16 protein-coding genes, 1 pseudogene and 1 riboswitch are annotated in these 16,870 nt (G+C 48.6%); of the genes and pseudogenes, 1 reads left to right on the forward strand and 16 read right to left on the reverse strand.

Annotation, left to right across the window (positions count from 1 at the left end; translation table 11 throughout):
• Positions 1–29: 29 nt before the first annotated feature.
• The 13 genes and pseudogenes from P401_RS0110675 to P401_RS0110735 all read right to left on the reverse strand — a co-directional run bounded on the left by P401_RS0110675 (position 30) and on the right by P401_RS0110735 (position 12,835).
• On the reverse strand, positions 30–695 hold the full coding sequence (locus P401_RS0110675; RefSeq protein ID WP_029342432.1) for a methionine ABC transporter permease: 666 nt from the start codon (positions 693–695) through the stop codon (positions 30–32).
• Complete coding sequence (locus tag P401_RS0110680) at positions 692–1,714, reverse strand: methionine ABC transporter ATP-binding protein (RefSeq protein WP_029342433.1); 1,023 nt, start codon at positions 1,712–1,714, stop codon at positions 692–694. The genes P401_RS0110675 and P401_RS0110680 overlap by 4 nt, the downstream gene beginning before the upstream one ends.
• 76 nt (positions 1,715–1,790) lie before the next feature.
• A riboswitch (SAM riboswitch) is annotated at positions 1,791–1,895 on the reverse strand.
• A 57-nt stretch (positions 1,896–1,952) separates the two neighbouring features.
• On the reverse strand, positions 1,953–3,119 hold the full coding sequence (locus tag P401_RS0110685) for a bifunctional cystathionine gamma-lyase/homocysteine desulfhydrase (protein WP_029342434.1): 1,167 nt from the start codon (positions 3,117–3,119) through the stop codon (positions 1,953–1,955).
• Positions 3,112–4,035, reverse strand: a complete 924-nt coding sequence (locus tag P401_RS0110690; protein ID WP_023469164.1) for a PLP-dependent cysteine synthase family protein — start codon at positions 4,033–4,035, stop codon at positions 3,112–3,114. Before P401_RS0110690 ends, P401_RS0110685 begins: the two co-directional genes overlap by 8 nt.
• Positions 4,032–4,496: an S-ribosylhomocysteine lyase gene (locus tag P401_RS0110695; protein ID WP_029342435.1), complete on the reverse strand. Its 465-nt coding sequence runs from the start codon at positions 4,494–4,496 to the stop codon at positions 4,032–4,034. Before P401_RS0110695 ends, P401_RS0110690 begins: the two co-directional genes overlap by 4 nt.
• A 3-nt stretch (positions 4,497–4,499) precedes the next feature.
• Positions 4,500–5,138, reverse strand: a complete 639-nt coding sequence (locus P401_RS0110700) for a class I SAM-dependent methyltransferase (protein ID WP_029342436.1) — start codon at positions 5,136–5,138, stop codon at positions 4,500–4,502.
• A gap of 538 nt (positions 5,139–5,676) precedes the next feature.
• Positions 5,677–5,958, reverse strand: a complete 282-nt coding sequence (locus P401_RS0110705; RefSeq protein WP_023469167.1) for a thioredoxin family protein — start codon at positions 5,956–5,958, stop codon at positions 5,677–5,679.
• 98 nt (positions 5,959–6,056) lie between these two features.
• Positions 6,057–6,440 (reverse strand): glycine cleavage system protein GcvH, encoded by a 384-nt coding sequence (gene gcvH / locus P401_RS0110710; RefSeq protein ID WP_029342437.1) that lies wholly within the window; start codon positions 6,438–6,440, stop codon positions 6,057–6,059.
• A 64-nt stretch (positions 6,441–6,504) separates the two neighbouring features.
• Positions 6,505–6,867, reverse strand: coding sequence for an arsenate reductase family protein (locus P401_RS0110715; protein WP_029342438.1), 363 nt, complete (start codon positions 6,865–6,867; stop codon positions 6,505–6,507).
• Positions 6,868–6,901: 34 nt separating this feature from the next.
• Positions 6,902–7,354 (reverse strand): DinB family protein, encoded by a 453-nt coding sequence (locus P401_RS0110720; RefSeq protein ID WP_029342439.1) that lies wholly within the window; start codon positions 7,352–7,354, stop codon positions 6,902–6,904.
• Positions 7,355–7,429: 75 nt separating this feature from the next.
• Complete coding sequence (locus P401_RS0110725) at positions 7,430–9,214, reverse strand: acyl-CoA dehydrogenase family protein (RefSeq protein WP_029342440.1); 1,785 nt, start codon at positions 9,212–9,214, stop codon at positions 7,430–7,432.
• A pseudogene (locus P401_RS17745) lies at positions 9,211–10,400 on the reverse strand (acetyl-CoA C-acetyltransferase). The gene P401_RS0110725 and the pseudogene P401_RS17745 overlap by 4 nt, the downstream one beginning before the upstream one ends.
• 17 nt (positions 10,401–10,417) lie before the next feature.
• On the reverse strand, positions 10,418–12,835 hold the full coding sequence (locus P401_RS0110735) for a 3-hydroxyacyl-CoA dehydrogenase/enoyl-CoA hydratase family protein (protein WP_034786093.1): 2,418 nt from the start codon (positions 12,833–12,835) through the stop codon (positions 10,418–10,420).
• Positions 12,836–13,018: 183 nt separating this feature from the next.
• Between P401_RS0110735 and P401_RS0110740 the strand changes: the two genes are divergently transcribed.
• Entirely contained in the window at positions 13,019–13,666 is a 648-nt protein-coding gene (locus P401_RS0110740; protein WP_029342442.1) for a class I SAM-dependent methyltransferase, read from the forward strand.
• Between the two features lie 641 nt (positions 13,667–14,307).
• Here P401_RS0110740 and P401_RS0110750 read toward each other — a convergent pair.
• From P401_RS0110750 to P401_RS0110760, 3 genes are all read right to left on the reverse strand, one after another.
• Positions 14,308–14,988 carry a hypothetical protein gene (locus P401_RS0110750; protein ID WP_029342444.1) on the reverse strand — a complete coding sequence of 227 codons (681 nt, stop codon included), beginning with the start codon at positions 14,986–14,988 and terminating at the stop codon, positions 14,308–14,310.
• Positions 14,989–15,075: 87 nt separating this feature from the next.
• A complete protein-coding gene (locus tag P401_RS0110755; protein WP_029342445.1) occupies positions 15,076–15,891 on the reverse strand; it encodes a DUF2785 domain-containing protein in 816 nt (271 codons plus the stop codon).
• A gap of 59 nt (positions 15,892–15,950) precedes the next feature.
• Complete coding sequence (locus tag P401_RS0110760; protein ID WP_029342446.1) at positions 15,951–16,868, reverse strand: proline dehydrogenase family protein; 918 nt, start codon at positions 16,866–16,868, stop codon at positions 15,951–15,953.
• Positions 16,869–16,870 lie beyond the last annotated feature (2 nt).

Raw genomic sequence — 16,870 nt, forward strand, 5'->3', positions numbered from 1 at the left:
TGATTCCTCCAATATGATTAAGATTCGAATTAACGTTTATCAATTGCGCGGATCAGCAAGTCACCAATGATTTGGATGACGAAGACGATCGCTAAGATTAAGAGTGTTGCAATGACGATGACATCGTTTTGAGAACGCTGGAATCCTTCGATGAAGGCCATGTCCCCAAGTCCACCTCCGCCGACTACTCCGGCCATTGCCGTATAACCGACAAGTGAGACGAGTGTAACCGTGATACCTGAAACGATGGCAGGCAACGCTTCCGGGATTAAGACTTTATAGATGATTTGGAACTTCGTCGCACCCATCGATTCGGCTGCCTCGATGACACCTTTATCGACTTCGCGTAACGCGAGTTCAACCATCCGACCGTAGAACGGTGCAGCACCGAAGATCAGTGCCGGTAATGCTGCCGTTGGTCCGAGGAACGAACCGACGATTGCTGTCGTGAATGGAATCAATAAGATCAGTAAGATGATGAACGGAATCGAACGGAAAACGTTGACGACCAAGCTCAAGATTGAATAAAACGCCCGATTCTTGAATAATAACTCTTCGTTTGTTGCATACAATAATAGACCAATGATCAAACCGAGAACGAATGTCGAAACCCCAGCGATTGCCGTCATATAGACGGTACTGCCTGTCGCTTCCCACACCATGTCCCAGTCTAGGTTGTCAAAGAATGAAATCATCGGTGATCCACCTCCACTTCAACATCACTGGCTTGAAGCTTCGTGATGACCGCTTGTGTTGCTTCTGTTTCCCCGATCAACTGAATGAACAGTGTACCGAGTGCCCCTTCCTGCGATTGACCGACGTTTCCGCCGATGATATTGAACAGGACCGGTGAATCCTTCATGACTTCCGCGAGGATCGGGCTTTCCGCCGTCGATCCGACGAACGTCAACTGAACGATCTTTCCGGTTGGGTATCGTTCGCGTAGTTTCGCGAACGTCAACTCGTTTTCCGACGGCGACGTCAATTGTTTGACGAATTCTTTCGTCATCGCTTGTTTCGGATGACGGAAGACTTCTGCGACCGGACCTTGCTCAACGATTTTACCGGCTTCCATGACGGCGACCCGGTGACAGATTTTTTGAATGACGTGCATCTCGTGTGTGATCAAGACGATCGTCAGCTTCAGTTTTTCATTGATGTCGACGAGTAACTCAAGGATCGAGTCCGTCGTTTTCGGATCGAGTGCACTGGTTGCCTCGTCACATAAGAGAACGTCTGGGTTTGATGCCAGTGCCCGAGCGATACCAACACGTTGCTTTTGACCGCCGGATAATTGCGATGGGTAAGCTTTTTCGCGTCCGTCAAGACCAACGAGTTGAATCAGTTCCGCAACCCGTTCCTTGCGGCGAGCTTTTGGAAAGCCACCGAGTTCGAGCGGGAACATGATGTTCTCCTCGACTGTTCGTGACCAAAGTAAGTTGAAGTGCTGGAATACCATTGAGACATTCTTGCGGACGCCTCGTAATTCTTTTGGTTTCAGTGATGTCATTTCGACACCATCGATTTGGATCGAACCACTCGTTGGTGCTTCGAGCATATTCAGTAATCGGATCAGGGTCGATTTCCCTGCTCCGGAATAACCGATTATTCCAAAAATTTCACCGCGCTCGATTGTCAGATCAACATTCGCGACGGCTTCGACTGCTCCGCGCTTTGAGCGATAAATCTTTCCTACGTCTTGTAAACGAATCACTACTGTCCCTCCTAAATAAAAAAGTGCGCGCGTTTTAGAGCAAACGCGCGCACTTTTCAGTACACAAAACCATTTGCTCTCATCTCCCAGACTTTTGTCTGCTGGAATTAGCACCACTTCGGATTAGATCCGCGGTTGCCGGGTTTCATCGGGCCAGTCCCTCCACCACTCTCGATAAGAGTTTCGGTATTAAGTTTGTAGAATATATTCTGAATATTAGCAGGGGTTATTTTTGTTGTCAAACAGTTTTTTCAGAAACTTTTTCGAGGAACGTGAAAGCACGTGTTAAGTCTTCTTTCAAATCTTCCGCATCCTCAAGTCCAACTGAAATCCGGACGAGACCGTCCGTGATACCGAGTTCTGCCCGACGTTCTGCTGGGATCGACGCGTGCGTCATCCGTGCCGGAACCGAAATCAGACTCTCGACGGCACCAAGACTCTCAGCAAGTGTGAAGAAATGTGTCGCCTCGACGAGTTTTTCTGCGTTCGCTGCTGAACCGACATCAAAGCTGATCATCCCACCAAATCCAGTCGCTTGTTTCGCTTGGATCTCGTGACCAGGATGCGATGCAAGTCCTGGGTAGAAGATGTTCGAGACGATATCTTGCGCTTGTAAGAACGCGACGAGATCATGTGCTGTCTCTTCGATCGCATCCATCCGGATACCGAGTGTACGAAGACCACGGACGAGCAAGAAGCTGTCTTGCGGTCCAAGCACGCCGCCTGTCGAGTTTTGGATGAAGTGCATCTCTTCGCCGAGCGCATCATCTTTGACGACGACAAGTCCAGCGACGACGTCCGAGTGTCCGCCGATGTATTTTGTCGCACTGTGCAAGACGATGTCTGCACCGAGTGCGAGTGGTTGTTGATGATATGGTGTCGCGAACGTGTTGTCGACGACGAGTTTAAGATCGTGACGTTTTGCGATTGTTGCGATTGCTTCGATGTCCGTTACTTTCAACAACGGGTTCGTCGGTGTTTCAACGTAAACGATCTTCGTGTTGTCTTGAATCGCTGCTTCCGTCGCTGCAAGGTCCGTCGTATCGACGAATGTCACTTGGATGTTGAACTTCGGTAAGACGCGTTGCATCAAGCGGAACGTACCACCATAGACGTCATCTGTCATGACGATGTGATCACCAGACTCAAGCAAATGGAAGACGGCATGGATTGCTGCCATCCCAGAACCGAAGGCAAAACCACGTGCGCCGCCTTCAAGATCTGCAATCAATCGTTCGATGCTCGTCCGTGTCGGGTTCGCTGTTCGTGAGTATTCATATCCGTCCTTGAGTTGACCGATTTTATCCTGCTTGTATGTGCTTGTTTGATAGATCGGTGGTGTGACGGCTCCTGTTGCCCGGTCGACACCTGTTCCTCCATGAATCAATGCTGTCTTCTTACGCATGAGTTTCGTCCACCTTTTCAAAGATTTGTTGGCTTAAATAGCGTTCGGCACTGTCTGCGAAGACGGTGACGATCGTACTGCCGGGGTGACGCTTTGCGATATCAAGCGCAGCAACGAGCGCTGCACCTGCTGAACTACCAACGAGTAATCCTTCGCGAGCGGCGAGTGTATGGACCGCATCAAACGCATCACGGTCAGAAATCGTATGAATCTCGTCAACGAGTTCACGCGGAACGAGACTTGGCCATTTTGCTGTTCCAATGCCTTCCGTCTTGTGCGGACCGGCTGGACCACCGTTTAAGACGGAGCCTTCCGGTTCGACGATTGCTGCTTTTGTACCGAGACGTTGTTTTAAGAAGTCCGCTGTTCCGGCGAACGTACCACCTGAACCACAACCGGCAACGAACCAGTCGATGTGCGGCAAGTCCGCAATCAGCTCAGGACCGAGTGTCCGCTGATACGTGACTGGGTTCTCTTCGTTTTCGAATTGTAACGGAACGTAACTGTTCGGAATTTCCTGACCGAGTTCTTTTGCCCGGTCGATCGCCCCTTGCATATCGAGTTCAGTTGGCGTGTTGACGACGGTTGCGCCGAGTGCCCGCATCAACGTCTGCTTTTCCTGACTGAATTTTTCCGGAACGACACAGATGACTTGGAGATCGTATTTTTTAGCGGCGAGCGCCAAGCCGATGCCGGTATTCCCGGCTGTCGGCTCGATGATCGTACCGCCTGGTGTCACATGTCCGTTTTCGATTGCTGCATCAACGAGTTGAATGCCAAGGCGGTCTTTGACGCTGCCCCCAGGGTTCATCCATTCGAGCTTCGCCAAAATGCGCGTACCAGCAGGCAAATCGAATGAAGTGATCTCGTAGAGTGGTGTGTTTCCGACGAGGTCGCGGACGTTGTTCGCGATCATCCGAAGACGATGTCCCATTCATCACGACCGGCAAGCATTTTCTCGGCATAGTGCTTCGCTCCTTTGAGGTCATGTGCGCTCGCAAATCCACATTGGACTTCGTTTTGCGCTGGAATCTCTTCTGCTGCGAGGACGTCATTCAATGTTTTCTCAACGAGTTCGCTCATTTTTTCGACCGAGTCGAAGTTCATCATCGCCATGTAGAAACCTGTTTGGCATCCCATTGGCGAGACATCAATGACATCATCCGAGTAGTTGCGGATGTTTTCAGCAAGTAAGTGCTCGAGTGTGTGCATCGCACGCATCGGCATTTGCTCAACGTTTGGTTGCGTGAAACGGATATCGTATTTGACGACTTGGTCGACTTTACCTTCTTTATAACCCGCGACGCGGATATAAGGTGCTTTGACTTTCGTGTGATCCAGGTTAAAGCTTTCGACGTTCATTTTTTGAAGTGCCATGATTTATTCCCCCATTTTCTCGGCTTCTACGAGCCAGACGAAGTGATTGTATTGTATAAATTTAACAGTGAATCCCCGTGCTGTAAACAATTCTTCCATGACTGGAATCAAAGGGTAGAACTCGCGTTCGAGATCTTCCGCTAACGCATCGAACCCTTGAGCACGTGCTTCGCGTATCGTTTGCAAGCGTGCCTCTTCTGAGACGAACATCGTATCCGCGTAGACGATTTTTCCGTCTGCCGGTAAATGTGATGCCATCAGTTCGATTGCTTCTCCCTTTTCCTCATCCGTTAGATGATGAAACGCATACGTGGAGACGAAACTGCGTGCTTCCTTCGCTTCGAACGAGAGGAAGTGACCATCCTGTACATCAAGCGATGGAATCTTTTCCTTCAGGATCGCCCGCATTTCCGGACTTGGTTCGACGGCGAGTACGGCGTCGTGACGTGCCAGAAGACGTTGTGTCAGGTTCCCTGTGCCTGCTCCGAATTCAATGACCGGCGACTGCGCTTTATCCGCTACTGTATCCAAAATCTCATCGTATCGACGAAAAACCTCTTTATACTCCGGATCGTGTCCGGTTACTGTCTCGTCATACGTCGATGCCCATTCTGTGAAAACATCCATAAAACGTACTGTCATGCCTTGTCGTCCTCCATCTCACCAGTTAATTCCGAGTAATCGGATATGAATTAAAGTAATTTTCCTTATTCGCATTGTAGCAAGGAGATGCTATCCTGGCAAGCGACCGGCTCGAAAAACTTCCAGAAAACAAAAAAAGGCGTTGCCGGCGAACCGACAACACGAATAATGTGGTTAGAAATGCTACGAAGGAAAACCCAGCTCCATTCGGAATTGTTCGCTCTTCCGCGTGGAGGACGGCGCCTGTTCGACATGATCGCCAGCTTACGTTCACTTCCTGATCAGTCCTTTCGATCCACCACCTGTTCATTGCACCGCTTCGTCTTTGGGGGACGACTTAAGGGGAAACAATACACCGGCTTAGGATGGGAGAAAGGGTTCAGGACTTGAATCGTATTGAACGATCATCTCTGCTAGACTTCCTATAATGCATTTCTAGAAGTTGTTATGAATATACCATTCATATTTCGACGTTGTCAACGGATTATTGTAAATATTCCGACAATTTAACAAAAAGAAAAATCCAGTCGGACTTTTCTTACCGTTCTTGACAAAAAGCAAAGACGTTTTGTACGGACTGAAAAGCATAAAGTCGCTCTACGACTTGATTTTCTTCAATTCGCAGCAACGCAGGAACACTCATGACGCGGGCTTCTTCTAAGAAATCCGGAATGAAATTCCCGTTCGCCTTCTGAATCGATTGACCTGATTCCGTCGCTTCGACGATATCTAGCATGCGCTCCGCGATGGCGCATGTCCCGCACATCGGTGCATAGACATACAATAGCCCGTTTTCTGGGACGGTCGTGACCTCTTGCATGACGGTCGCTCCTTTCTTCGTGGTATCTGTCGTCAGTATACAAAAAAAAGAGAGCGGACGAAACGCAAGCGCCTCGTTCACTCTCTTTTCGTTAAGTATTACTCGTTGATCATCGATTTGTATGCTGCAGCATCCATCAATGCCTCGACTTGTGAAGCATCTTCGATTTCGATGTCGACCATCCAAGCACCTTCGAATGGTGACTCGTTGACGAGTTCTGGGGAATCTGAAAGGTTTTCGTTGATGGCAACGACTTTACCAGAAATCGGTGCATATAGTTCCGAGACCGTCTTGACCGACTCGACTGAACCGAATGGCTCGTTTGCTGAGATCGTATCCCCGACTTCAGGCAATTCAACGAAGACGATATCCCCGAGTTCGTGTTGCGCAAAATCCGTGATTCCGATACGCGCCTTGTTTCCTGATACTTCGACCCATTCATGTTCTTCCGAATAGCGTAAGTTGTCTTTTACTTGACTCATTTCCGATTCCCCCTGTGGACTAATTTGGACTAACGTGTTCAGTATACCAAAATCGACTCTGAACTTAATACCATTTTCCTCGATACATTTCTTCCTTGAAGCCGATCGTGACGTCTCTCCCGTCTGTAACGATCGGACGCTTCAGTAACATACCGTCACTTGCGAGCAACTTGTATTGCTCGTCTTCCGATAACTCAGGAAGTTTGTCCTTGATCCCTTGCGAACGGTATGATTGACCGCTCGTGTTGAAGAATTTCTTCAACGGCTCTCCACTCTTTTGATGAAGTTCATGGATCGTCGTTGCAGATGGTGTCTCCTCGACGATATGTTTGTAGTCCACTTCGACACCGTGCTGTTCGAGTGCTTTTTTCGCTTTGACACACGTACTACATTTCGGATAGCCGTACATCGTGACTGTTTTTGTCATGTTCATCACCTCACCTTCAAGAGTAGCAGATGAATCACTTCTGCTTCAAGCTTGCGAGCGCCCCGTCAATCTGATCTTGATGATGGGCATCATGGGCAACGAACGACTCAACGAATTCTTGCGGTCGGAAATTCTCATAGGTCGCTTCAAATTGCTCGTCAGACAAACGATCGAGTTGATCGACGATGTCACGCCGGACGCTGATCGCTTTTTTCAATAAAGCAAGCGGATCGATATGATGCGCATATTCGACCGCCAGTCGATTGAACTGATCAAAATCTGTCTCAACAAGCGTCAACGGTTCGTCCGGTAATTTCGAAATGGCATGATCGTAATAAAACCGGTCCCATAAATACAGATGACTGACGCACTCAAGGACGGTCCACTTGTTAAGGGCAAGCGGCAGATTCCATTCTTCCGGCGACAAACGTTCAAGGGATTGATAGTAGGCAATCGCAAATTGCAGTTCGACCAATTCTTGGCGCATCTCGTTTTCCTCCTCCAACCAAAAACTTCGCCTTTACAGAGATTTTCCCTGCAAAGGCGAAGCGGTAAACCTGACTTAGACCGTATATTTGTTTGATTCGATGAGACGTTTTGCGATGTCGCGTTTTGTACCGATGACGTTGATCGGCTGGTAACGGCTGAATTTTTTCAGCGCCGAGAGCAACATCCGGAGTTCGTCGCCGCTTGCTGCCGCATAGAGCGTCTCTTTCGCGTCACGCTCGACAGCTTCGAACGCTTGTTGTGCGAAGACTTCCGTGTAACGGACTTTCAGTTCGCTCTTCTCGATCCCTTTGTCGGCAATCGCTTTGTCCGTCCGGACGATCGCTGACTCCAGCGCATAAATCGCACTCATGATGTCGGCTGTATTCGCTAAGATTTCTTGCTCGCCTTGGAGTTTGTCCTGGTATTTCTGGACCGCTGTTCCAGCAGTCAACAAGAAGATCTTCTTCATCATCGCGAGTAAGTGGCGTTCGCGATCAAGTGATGCCGTTCCGATTTCTGTCGGCATGAAGCTCATCACTTCTTGTTGCAGACGCTGTGCTTCCGCAAGCAACGGCAACTCGCCTTTCATCGCCTTCTTCAGCAATGTCCCAGGCACGAGGAGACGGTTGATCTCGTTCGTTCCTTCGAAGATCCGGTTGATCCGGGAATCACGGTACATGTTCTCGACTTCATATTCTGCCATGAAGCCGTAACCACCGTGAATTTGGACCGCTTCGTCGATGACATAATCAAATGTTTCCGAAGCGAAGACTTTGTTCATCGAGCATTCAATCGCGTACTCCGCGATCGCATCGGCGATTTTCTTTCCGTCTTTGCTCTCTTCTTCTGATAATTGATCGAGGCTGTCTTGGAACAGACCACCTGTCCGGTAGACTGAACTTTCCATCGCATACGTCTGTGCTGCCATCGTCGCGAGTTTTTCTTGAATCAATGGGAACGAGCTGATCGGTGTCTTGAACTGTTTGCGTTCGTTCGAGTACTGGACTGCGAGATCAATCGCTCGTTTTGACGAACCGACAGCACCAACAGCTAATTTATAACGACCGACGTTCAAGATGTTGAAGGCGATGACGTGACCGCGTCCGATCTCACCGAGGACGTTATCGACCGGTACTTCTGCATCTTGTAAGATCAACGTCCGTGTCGAAGATCCTTTGATTCCCATCTTCTGCTCCTCGACACCTGTCGAGACGCCTGGATACGATCCTTCGACGAGGAAGGCTGTGAACTTGTCACCGTCAATCTTTGCGTAGACGACGAACAAGCTTGCGAAACCAGCGTTCGTGATCCATTGTTTTTCACCGTTTAAGATGTAGTGCGTACCGGCTTCATTCAAGACAGCCGTCGTTTTAGCACCAAGAGCATCCGAACCAGAGCCTGGCTCCGTCAACGCGTACGAAGCGATCCACTCCCCTGAAGCGAGTTTCGGCAAGTATTTATGCTTTTGCTCTTCGTTACCGAAGAAGACGATCGGCAATGAACCGATTCCGACGTGTGCGCCGTAGCTGAGGGCGAATGAACGGCCGCGCGCAAACTTCTCCGTGATGATCGAAGACGAAATCTTATCCATCTGATAACCGCCGTATGCTTCCGGAACGTCTGCGCCGAGTAGACCAAGCTCGCCTGCTTCGCGGAGGAGACCGACCGACAATTCGAACTCATGTTTTTCGATCCGGTCTAGAACTGGAACGACACGATCTTCGACGAACTTCGCTGTCATGTCACCGACCATTTTGTGTTCTTCCGAGAAATCCTCCGGTGTGAAGAGACGTTCTGGTGCTAACTCATCTAATACGAAACTGCCACCTTTGATTAATTCGTTTGTCGTTTGGCTCATTGTCCTGTTCCTCCTTCAACTAGTTCGAATACACCTGCTGCGCCCATTCCGCCACCGATACACATCGAGACGACACCATACTGGACATTTCGGCGTTTCATTTCATGCAAGAGTGTCAATGTGAGTTTTGTTCCTGTACAACCGAGTGGGTGACCGAGGGCGATCGCTCCACCGTTGACGTTGACGATGTCTTCGTTTAATCCAAGTTCGCGGATGACACCGAGTGACTGCGAAGCGAACGCTTCGTTCAACTCGATCAACCCGACGTCCTCAAGCGTGATCCCCGCGAGGTCAAGTGCCTTCGGAATCGCGACGACTGGTCCGATCCCCATCACTTCCGGACGGACACCACCGACCGCGAACGATTTGAACTTACCGAGAATCGGTAACCCTTGCCGTTCTGCTTCTTCTCGTTCCATGACGAGGACGGCAGCGGCACCGTCTGACGTCTGCGAAGAGTTCCCTGCCGTGACGCTACCGCCAAGACGGAACGCTGGGCGAAGTTTCGCGAGACCTTCCGGTGACGAATCCGGACGAACACCTTCATCGTGCTCGACGACGAATGTCTTCTCTTCGATTTTCAGTTCATCGTTGACGAATTGTTCCGTCACCGTTATCGGGACGATCTCGTCGACGAACTTACCAGCCGCAATTGCTGCTGCCGCTTTTTGGTGACTCTTCAAGGCAAAGGCATCTTGATCTTCCCGTGAGACATTGTAGGTCGCAGCGACTTGCTCCGCTGTATGCCCCATGCTCATGTAGTACTCTGGTGCCGTGTCGACGATCGACGGATTAGGTCGGACGACGTGACCCGGCATCGGAACTTGACTCATCGATTCGAGTCCACCAGCGACGACAGCAGTTGCTTGCCCCGTCATGATCTTCATCGCCGCATCAGCGATCGATTGTAGTCCACTTGAGCAATACCGGTTGATCGTGATCGCCGGTACCTCATGTGATAATCCACCGAGGACTGAAGCGTAGCGGGCGATGTTCATCCCTTGCTCTGCTTCCGGTAAGGCACATCCGAGGATGACGTCATCAACCGCTCCCGTATAACCGGACCGTTTCAACGTTTCCTGGATGGCGATGCCTGCTAATTCATCCGAGCGCATCGACTTGAATGCGCCTTTTTTGCTTTTCCGACCGGTGTCCGTGCACCGGCGACGATTACTGCTTCCTTCATCCGAATCCCCCCAGTCCTCAGTTACGAAGCGGCTTGCCTTTTACGAGCATGTGCTGCATCCGTTGTTGTGTCTTCAACTCACCGATCAGGCTCAAGAATGCTTCCCGTTCGATGTCGAGCATATATTGTTCATCGACGTGGCTACCGAAGGCGACGTTTCCGCCGGCGATGACGTGTGCGAGTTTACTTGCGATTTTCAAATCGTGTTCCGAGATATAACCACCGTAGAACATTTCGCGTGTTGCGAGTTCAAGCGTCGCTTTCCCCGCACGACCGACGACTGGAATCTTCGCTTTCGCTGGTGCCGTGTAACCAGTCCGGTCCAGTTCAAGGACAAGTTGTTTCGCATCATACGTCAAGTGATCCCGATTCATCGAGATCTGATCAACGGAGCGGACATATCCGAGTTCGCGTGCTTCAAAGGCTGATTTTGAGACTTTTGCCATCGCGACGTTCTCGAACGTCTTTTGCGCTGCTTTCTCGATGTTGACGAGTCCTTCCGGTGTGTTCTCTAACAGTCGACGGTACGTGTTGACGTTTCCGCCGCCTCCTGGAATCAGACCGACACCGACTTCGACGAGACCCATGTACGTTTCAAGACCAGCTTGCAGACGAGCTGCCGGAAGCGAGATCTCCGTACCGCCACCAAGCGTCATTCCTTGCGGTGCAACGACGATTGGACGCGATGCATAGCGAATCTTTTGAATCGATTGTTGGAACTTATTGATGATCCAATCGAGTTCGAACCAGTTCTCATCTTCTGCTTCCATCAGCATCATCGCTAGGTTCGCACCGACACAGAAGTTCTTACCATCGTTCGCGATGACGAGACCACGGTGGTTTTTCTCGACGAGATCAACCGACTGTTCGATCATCTGCATGATGTCAACACCGATCGCATTACTCTTCGAAGTGAACTCGAGGACCGCGACATCGTCTCCAATATCAAGCAGGCGCGCTCCGTTGTTCTCAAGGAGAACACCGTTTGACTTCCGAACGTCGCGGAGACGGATTTCCTTCGGATTGACCGTTGCTCCGACGTAGTCTTGTGTCGCTAAGTCATAATGACGACCGGACGCATCATAGAAACTCGTCTTCCCTGCCGCAAGCATCTCATCGACCCAGGCCGGTACCGCGTAACCGTCTTGTTTCATCTTCGCGACCGTTTTCTCGACGCCGAGTGCGTCCCATGTCTCGAACGGTCTCATCTTCCAGCCGAAGCCCCATTTCATCGCTTCATCAATCGCTTTGATGTCGTCTGCGATCTCTCCCGTCAGCTGAGCCGAGTAGAGCAATGTTTTCGCGTGGATCGGCCAGAGTAAGGCGCCGACACGATCTTGCGCGAAGACGACGGCTTTCAGTTTGTTTTTAGCGCCCGGAAGTGCTTTGGCTTGTCCGATTGACGGTTCAGTAAGCGCTTTCTTTTCAACGTACTCGAATGTCTCGAGATCAAGTTCAAGGATCTGTTTTCCGACTTTCTTATAGAAGCCTTGACCGGTCTTCGCACCGAGCGCTCCTTGTTCGACAAGGCGACGCATTTCAGCCGGAACCGCGAACGTCTCCTTCTCTTCGCCTTCAGGCAACAAGTCATAGACGTTGTTTGCGACATGAACGAACGTGTCGATGCCGACGACGTCGAGTGTCCGGAACGTCGCTGACCCTGGGCGACCAAGGAGTGGACCTGTGACGGAATCGACTTCCCCGATCGAATAGCCACCTTTTTTCATCTCATCCATCGTTACGAGGAGACCGTATGTCCCGATCCGGTTGCCGATGAAGTTCGGTGTGTCCTTCGCGATGACGACACCTTTCCCGAGTCGTTCCTCTGCGAATTGTTTCATGAAGTCAACGACACGTGGATCCGTGTCTGACGTCGGAATCAACTCGAGTAACTTCAGATAACGTGGTGGGTTAAAGAAGTGTGTCCCGAGGAAACGACGATTAAACGATTCCGAGCGTCCTTCGCGCATCGCTTCGATCGAGATGCCTGATGTGTTCGAGCTGACGATCGCATCTTTCCGAATGAACGGTTCGATTGTTTTAAACAATTGCTGTTTGACATCGAGTCGTTCGACGACGACTTCAACGATCCAGTCCGCTTCCTTCAGACGCTCTAAATCGTCTTCTAAGTTTCCGACCTCGATGAAGTCGATCAATTTCTTTGACGCGAGTGGTGCTGGATTTTGTTTCAAGAGTTTTTCGCGGTTATCGCGCGCGATGCGGGAGCGGACGCGCGGATCACTCAGCGTCAAACCCTGCTTCTCTTCTTGTGCCGTAAGTTCTTTTGGTACGATATCAAGCATCAATGTCCGTATGCCAGCATTCGCAAGATGTGCCGCGATGCCTGCACCCATCACCCCTGAACCGATGATGACGGCGAATTGGATGTGTTTCGTCAACTGGATTGTGGTCGGCTGACCGATTTGACTCGCCATGATATACCCCCTGAGTTTAAATTGAATGAACAACCATTCATTATACTGACAAAAAAAGAAGCCAATCGGTTTTCGTTTGCTTCTTCTACATCTTCATCATAAATGAATAATGATTCAGTAGCAATAAAAAATCAGTCAATGGACAAATTTTCCTGTTAGACTAATAAAAAGGAGTGGTTGAAAATGAGTCAAACTGAGCACGTATGGAATCAAAAAGCCGCTGACTGGGCGGAGCGCGCTGATGATATGTGGACGAATGGTAGCCGCAAAACCGTTTTGCCGTTCTTACGAAAAATGATCACCGGTGGTCGGTTGCTTGATCTCGGTTGTGGCGATGGTGCCGCCTGTCGCTTACTGACACCGGACTTTCAGACAGTTGGGCTCGATGTCTCTGACGAGATGATTCGAATCGCCCGTGAGAAGTCACCCGAGCAGACGTTCATCGTTGGAACGGGCGAAGCATTGCCGTTCGGCGATTATGCATTTGACGTCGTTCTTGCCGTCAACTCACTCGAATGGTCGACACGTCCCGTCCAGGTGTTACAAGAAATCGAACGCGTCGCCCCACTTGTCGTCATCAGTCTACTCGGTCCGACAGCCGCACCACGGCAACTTGCTTATCGTCGTCTGTATGGCGAAGAAGTCGCGATGGGGAATACGATGATGCCGTGGGAATTGCTGCAATTAGCGAAAGAACGGGGTTGGACGTTACTTGATGAAGCAGTCATCCAAAAGGAAGGCGCCGTCATGACAGGACACCGGTTACTTGATCAAGCCCATGCCTTCTCATGTTTATTTGCTTTTCAGACGACGGCTGTAAGGGAGAGATAAATATGTCACACAGTACCTTTTATACGTCTATATTAATAGCTTTATGTATTGTTTTATTATTTTACATTGATGCTCTCGATGTTCTAGAAAGATGGCAATTCTTCCTACTCTTTATTGGTCTCTTATTCTGTATACAGGCATTGGGGGACCGTTTATTTCGACGTTATCGGGAGAAACGTTTCCAACCACAAACTACTGTCTTCTTACAAACTACTGTCTTCTTAATGATTGGTTTATTTGCTGGGATGGTGTTTCTAGGTAATATCATTTGGCCATGATGCGAAATGATCGATGTAACGCACTATTCACCTCACTGTCTTCTCACCCGCTTTCCCCAGGCGAGACACAAGCCAGTCTTCCTCATCCCTCGGATGACTAATCCGGGTCTTGTTTGTCTCTGACAGCGCGATAAAACGTCGCGCTTTTTCCTGTAGGAGTCGGGTGAAGACATGTGAGGTAGCTTAGATATAGTAAACGGTCTCTCACTAGAAGTTAAGAGACCGTTTTTAGTTGATTTCATTCAATTTGAGACTGCAAATCACATTGTCTTCATCACACCGGTAACGGTAATGATAAGTGTGAATCAAGATCGTCTACTTACTAAAATTCGTTTAGTATTTTAAGAAGTACTTTTTACAGATTCAATCTTCTAAGTCATATTTCAAACTAGAAAATGAACGACTTACCTTAAAATTGAAATCAATAAGAGTATTTAAATCGTATTTCTTTTGCTGATACATCTCTTTCATGAATTGCAAGAAAATGTAGCAACACGTATATAAATCGTCTCCAGTGTCTTCTCTCATCGAAGCATAATCAATTTCTTCACCTAGCGAATCATACACAATCGTTTCAAACTCTAAATTCGTATGCCACATAAAATCTAAAAATCCTTGTAGGACTGCCTTCTTATACATATCTAGTGGAAAAGTAGCCAAGATTTTATTTTTATAATAAAACTCTACTACTTTTTTTTGATAGAAAAATCGAATGATAAAGTTAGAAGAAATTTCCTCGCTCTCATATTGTAAAGACCAGTTTGATTTTTCAATGTCATATAGTTCACTTGTCGATACACTTTTTATTAAAGCGTGCCAAAACATGTATAGCTCACTTACATGTGCGTCAAAGGGAAGTGGTTCACCATCTATACAAAAAACAACTTTTCCAGAAGGATACCCGTCAGTTCGACCAAATGCATAATTAAATACATCGTTGTCTTTTAAATCGGTCATCTTTATGAACCCTGGGTATTCTTGATTAATATCTAGTTCTTTTTTTTCAGGAGGAATTTTAATGAAACTCTTAACTTCCAAATGCATAATAAAATCGTCCTTTCATTTATGAGCATACTTCCTACCTGAGGACAGCGAAGAATTCGAAGACGTCCAATATACTCTATGTCTTTATCATCCATGCGTTCGCTGATGTATCTGTCGCAAACACTCTTCAATCAAGACAAGACTCGATTGTCCTTCCCATTTCAATCGGAAATAGAGTGTCTGCAACATCTGTTTGACGTTACGATACGTCGTCCACTCCGCATCCCCCCATGTCACGTCACTCTCAAGCCACTCCTTAATATTACGTTCGATTCGTTGTAATAGGAGGCCTTCCGACAGTCCATGGCGACAAGCTTGCAACCATGCCGTCACCATCCGGTCCGCTTCTTCATCGATATAGAGATAATCGGACCGTGTCAACTGACGAATCATCGCATCAATCGCTCCGAGTTCCTCCTGCGGACGACTCGCTGTATGCGTAAACCAAACCGCATAGACATCGGCGATATGTGCCATGCTGTGTGCCCACCCCATTCCATCAATGAATCCACGGACATCCTTCTCTTGCTCCAAATAGGTTTTTAAGTAAGTCGACAGCCGATTCAGCTGACTTTGCGTCAATAAGTGTCTTGTTTTATCCATCACTAACAGTTCAGCAAGTGCTAATGCTGAAAATGATCGTGTCAGAACAGCTGTTGTGTCCGCTGTTCCCATCCGGTACATCAATCCATGCCCGCTTAAAATGAAATCGAAAATTCGATTGGTGTCTTCTATCGTAAAGGACTCTGATGCGATGTAGGTCGCTAACTGCGGATAGATCAATCCATCCCGCAACTCAGAATCCGTCGAACCAATATGTAGAAGTAACTCATCGAGTAATGCAGGCGTTGTATTCGCGTTTTGTTGCAACAGTTCCTTTAACTCTTGTTCTGTGCGTGCCATTCTGTCATCTCCTCTCTAAATCAAAAAAAGACGATGCAACGTTGCATCGCCTTCTTTTCTTATCCTTTAACCATCCCTTTAAGAACGAAGGCAACGTTTGCCGGTCGTTCTGCTAAGCGGCGCATGAAGTAACCGTACCAGTCACGTCCATAAGGGACGTAGACGCGGACTTTATAGCCTTGTTTGACGAGTTCGAGTTGACGCTCGACACGGATACCGAATAACATCTGGAATTCGAACTGGTCTTTTTCAATCCCGTTTTCTTTAGCGTAACGGATAACTTGCTCGATCATCGCATCGTCATGCGTTGCGACGGCAGCATAGTTTCCGAGTGATAATTGTAATTTCACGAGCTTGATGTAGTTGTGATCGACGTCTTCTTTTTCTGGGAACGCCACCGTTGCCGGCTCTTTGTATGCTCCTTTGACGATTCGGAGATTCGTTTCGAAACGTCCGACACGTTTGATATCATCTTCCGACCGGTAGAGATACGACTGGATGACCGTTCCGATGTTATCGAAAGATTGGCGCAATTCTTCAAACAATTGAATCGTCTTTTCACAACGTGGCTCATCTTCCATGTCGATTGTGACGAAGACACCAAGTTCTTTCGCTCGCGTTAAGATCCGTTCCATGTTCGAGCGGATCAAGTCGTCCGAAATATCGAGTCCGAGTGATGTCAGTTTCAACGAGAGTTGCGAGTCTAATTTTTCTTCCGCAATCATCTCTACCGCACGAATACATTCCTGTGTCATCATCTCTGCTTCCGCCACCGTCGAGATGAACTCCCCTAAATGGTCCATCGTGACGCATAACCCTTTTGCGTTCAATTCCTGGATCGCCCGTTTTGATGCTTCCAATGAATCCCCTGCCACGAAGCGACTTGCTCCGAATTTAAGCCCGTATCGCTTGGCGAGACCGTTCAATGTCTTGTTTTGCGATAAGAAGATAAAACCATCCCGTAGTACTTTTTCCATCA

It is taken from the genome of Exiguobacterium acetylicum DSM 20416, assembly GCF_000702605.1.
Classification (GTDB): Bacteria; Bacillota; Bacilli; order Exiguobacteriales; family Exiguobacteriaceae; genus Exiguobacterium_A; species Exiguobacterium_A acetylicum.

Excerpts from the sequence above, each read along its gene's own strand:
- P401_RS0110705 (WP_023469167.1), bottom strand. The coding sequence starts at position 5,958 with ATGCAAGAGGTCACGACCGTCCCAGAAAACGGGCTATTGTATGTCTAT.
- P401_RS0110695 (WP_029342435.1), bottom strand. The coding sequence starts at position 4,496 with ATGGCACTTCAAAAAATGAACGTCGAAAGCTTTAACCTGGATCACACG.
- P401_RS0110735 (WP_034786093.1), bottom strand. The coding sequence starts at position 12,835 with ATGGCGAGTCAAATCGGTCAGCCGACCACAATCCAGTTGACGAAACAC.
- P401_RS0110720 (WP_029342439.1), bottom strand. The coding sequence starts at position 7,354 with ATGCGCCAAGAATTGGTCGAACTGCAATTTGCGATTGCCTACTATCAA.
- P401_RS0110700 (WP_029342436.1), bottom strand. The coding sequence starts at position 5,138 with ATGACAGTACGTTTTATGGATGTTTTCACAGAATGGGCATCGACGTAT.
- P401_RS0110675 (WP_029342432.1), bottom strand. The coding sequence starts at position 695 with ATGATTTCATTCTTTGACAACCTAGACTGGGACATGGTGTGGGAAGCG.
- P401_RS0110760 (WP_029342446.1), bottom strand. The coding sequence starts at position 16,868 with ATGGAAAAAGTACTACGGGATGGTTTTATCTTCTTATCGCAAAACAAG.
- P401_RS0110750 (WP_029342444.1), bottom strand. The coding sequence starts at position 14,988 with ATGCATTTGGAAGTTAAGAGTTTCATTAAAATTCCTCCTGAAAAAAAA.
- P401_RS0110740 (WP_029342442.1), top strand. The coding sequence starts at position 13,019 with ATGAGTCAAACTGAGCACGTATGGAATCAAAAAGCCGCTGACTGGGCG.
- P401_RS0110690 (WP_023469164.1), bottom strand. The coding sequence starts at position 4,035 with ATGATCGCGAACAACGTCCGCGACCTCGTCGGAAACACACCACTCTAC.
- P401_RS0110725 (WP_029342440.1), bottom strand. The coding sequence starts at position 9,214 with ATGAGCCAAACGACAAACGAATTAATCAAAGGTGGCAGTTTCGTATTA.
- P401_RS0110755 (WP_029342445.1), bottom strand. The coding sequence starts at position 15,891 with ATGGCACGCACAGAACAAGAGTTAAAGGAACTGTTGCAACAAAACGCG.
- P401_RS0110715 (WP_029342438.1), bottom strand. The coding sequence starts at position 6,867 with ATGACAAAAACAGTCACGATGTACGGCTATCCGAAATGTAGTACGTGT.
- gcvH (WP_029342437.1), bottom strand. The coding sequence starts at position 6,440 with ATGAGTCAAGTAAAAGACAACTTACGCTATTCGGAAGAACATGAATGG.
- P401_RS0110685 (WP_029342434.1), bottom strand. The coding sequence starts at position 3,119 with ATGCGTAAGAAGACAGCATTGATTCATGGAGGAACAGGTGTCGACCGG.